General features: G+C 71.4%; 4 protein-coding genes. All 4 read left to right on the top strand.

Translation table 11 applies throughout. The features are described from left to right. On the top strand, nt 1-566 hold a 566-nt coding region (locus FOY91_RS21255; protein WP_238995838.1), incomplete at its 5' end, for a flagellar motor protein MotB. A gap of 66 nt (nt 567-632) precedes the next feature. Next, nucleotides 633-1,166 carry a flagella basal body P-ring formation protein FlgA gene (locus FOY91_RS21260; RefSeq protein WP_145156057.1) on the top strand — a complete coding sequence of 178 codons (534 nt, stop codon included), beginning with the start codon at nt 633-635 and terminating at the stop codon, nt 1,164-1,166. 73 nt (nt 1,167-1,239) lie between these two features. Beyond that, nucleotides 1,240-1,515, top strand: coding sequence for a flagellar biosynthesis anti-sigma factor FlgM (flgM, locus tag FOY91_RS21265; RefSeq protein ID WP_145156059.1), 276 nt, complete (start codon nt 1,240-1,242; stop codon nt 1,513-1,515). Next, a complete protein-coding gene (locus FOY91_RS21270; protein WP_145156061.1) occupies nt 1,512-1,838 on the top strand; it encodes a hypothetical protein in 327 nt (108 codons plus the stop codon). Before flgM ends, FOY91_RS21270 begins: the two co-directional genes overlap by 4 nt. Nucleotides 1,839-2,081 lie beyond the last annotated feature (243 nt).

A 2,081-nucleotide genomic window follows, 5' to 3' on the forward strand; every position in this document is an offset into this window, starting at 1 on the left:
CCCGTGGTGGCGGCGGTTGCGGCAGGCCCGCGCCCGCTGCCCCCGCCCGTGCTGCGCGAGGCGGCATGAGCGCCGCCGCCGCCCCCATCCGCCACCGCGCGCCGCCGCGCTGGATCCTCAGTTTTGCCGACTTGTGTTTGTTGTTGCTTTGCTTTTTCGTGATCCTCAACGCCCAGAAAGGCGACCCGAAGCGGGTGGCGCAGGGGATGCGCGCCGCGTTCGGCGAGCCTGCGCCCGCCGCCGCCCGCACCGATTACCGCGCCGCTTTGCTGTTCGAGCCGGGCGAGGCGGTGCTGACCGCGCCGGCCGCGCGCTGGCTGGGGGGCCTGGGCCGGCAGGCGGCGGCGGCGGGGGCGGACGTGCTGATCGTCAGCGACGGCCTCGACCCCGCGACCGCCCGGCTGGACGGGTGGGAGCTGGCTGCCGCGCGCGTGGCGGCGACAGGCCGGGCGGTGCGGGCCGGGGGCTTAAGCGAGGCGCATGTCACGCTCTCTATCCCCGCGATGGGCGGCGGCAGGCATCGCGCCGCGCAGACGCTGCGCATCACCACCGCCCCGCGCGGCTGAAGACGGCCTGGCCAGGCGACTGGCGCGCTTCTTGCGAACTATGGTTAAATCGCAAAAGGCCTGCCCGTGAACCCGACCAAGATCCTTCTTCTCGCTCTGGCCCTGCTGCCGGCCCCTGCGCTCGCCGCCGGCCTGCAGAATCTCGACGCGCTGGAGCGGCGGCTCGTGATCGCGCTGGGGGCCGATATCGGCGCGCCCGGCGGCCCCACCGTCTCGCTCGACCGGCGGCTGAAGCTGGCCGCCTGTCCCGGCGAGGTGGTGATCGATCCCCCCGCGCTGGGCGCCGCCACCTTGCGCTGCGCGGAGATCGGCTGGCGCATCCGCGTGCCGCTGGTGCGCGGCGGCAGCGAGGGCGGCAGGGCCATGCCGGCATCCGGCAACGCCTTGCCGCCCGCCCGGCAACCGATGCGCGAGGCGGCGGTGGTCCGGCGCGGCGATCCGCTCGACCTGATCGCGGGCGACAGCGGATTTTCCGTCAGCACCCTGGTGATCGCCGAACAGGACGGTGCCCCGGGCGACCGCATCCGCGTTCGCGGGGACCGCGCAAAGCCGCCGATCATGGCCGAAGTGGTGGCCGCCGGGACGGTTCGGCTTCCCTGATTTAAAACATCTCCGATCCTGTCGTTATACAGCTATGAGAGACTGGGACGCGGTAACGCGGAGGGATGGAAAGATGATCAACAGCATCGGACCGACAGGCACGGGGGCGGTCGATACCGTCCGCAGCCAGGGCGTGCAGAAGAGCACGGCGGTCGAAAAGGTCGCGGTGAAGACCGAGGCCGAACAGGTGGTGCCGAACCCGGCGGCGGATCTCGCCGCCGCCGGCCCGCCGGTGGACACGGACAAGATCGCCAAGATCCGCGCGGCGATCCAGAACGGCAGCTACTCGCTCGACATCCAGGCGATCGCCAACCGGATGATCGACATCGACATCCTGCCGCGCGGATGAGCGAGATGGTGCTGGACCGGCTGATCGCCAGCCAGGAGTCGCTGATCGCGGCGCTGGACGGCGACGAGGCCGAGGCGATCGAGCAGGCGCTGACCGGCTTCGCCGAGGCGATCGGCGGGCTGAAGGGCGTGGCCGGCTGGCGCGACGCGCCGAGCGTGGTGACGCGCGTAACCCACGCGCTGCAACTGGCCGAGGCGGCACGCATCCGCACCGTGTATCTGGCCGACCGCCCCCGCCGCCAGATCGAGCGCCTCACCGCCGCCGGCAGCGGCCGCGTCGCCGCCGGCCTTGCGTACGGCCGCAACGGCATGATGCGCGCCTGACGATTTTTTGACGCGCGCGTCGGCGGGGCGTCGGCCACGCCTGAGTCCATCCCGTATCCCGTGAACGCTTATCCCCAGAGGGAACCCGTCTCGTAGGACGTGGCTGTCACCCTCCTTCGAGACGCCATTTCGACTTCGCTCAATGGCTCCTCAGGGTGAGCGAGGTTGATCTCCATCCGCAGCTGACACAGCCCCTCCCGATCTGGCACACGGCTTGCTTAACGCCGTGGTATGACCCCGCGC

It is taken from the genome of Alterirhizorhabdus solaris, from assembly GCF_007785815.1.
In the GTDB taxonomy this organism is placed as follows: domain Bacteria; phylum Pseudomonadota; class Alphaproteobacteria; order Sphingomonadales; family Sphingomonadaceae; genus Alterirhizorhabdus; species Alterirhizorhabdus solaris.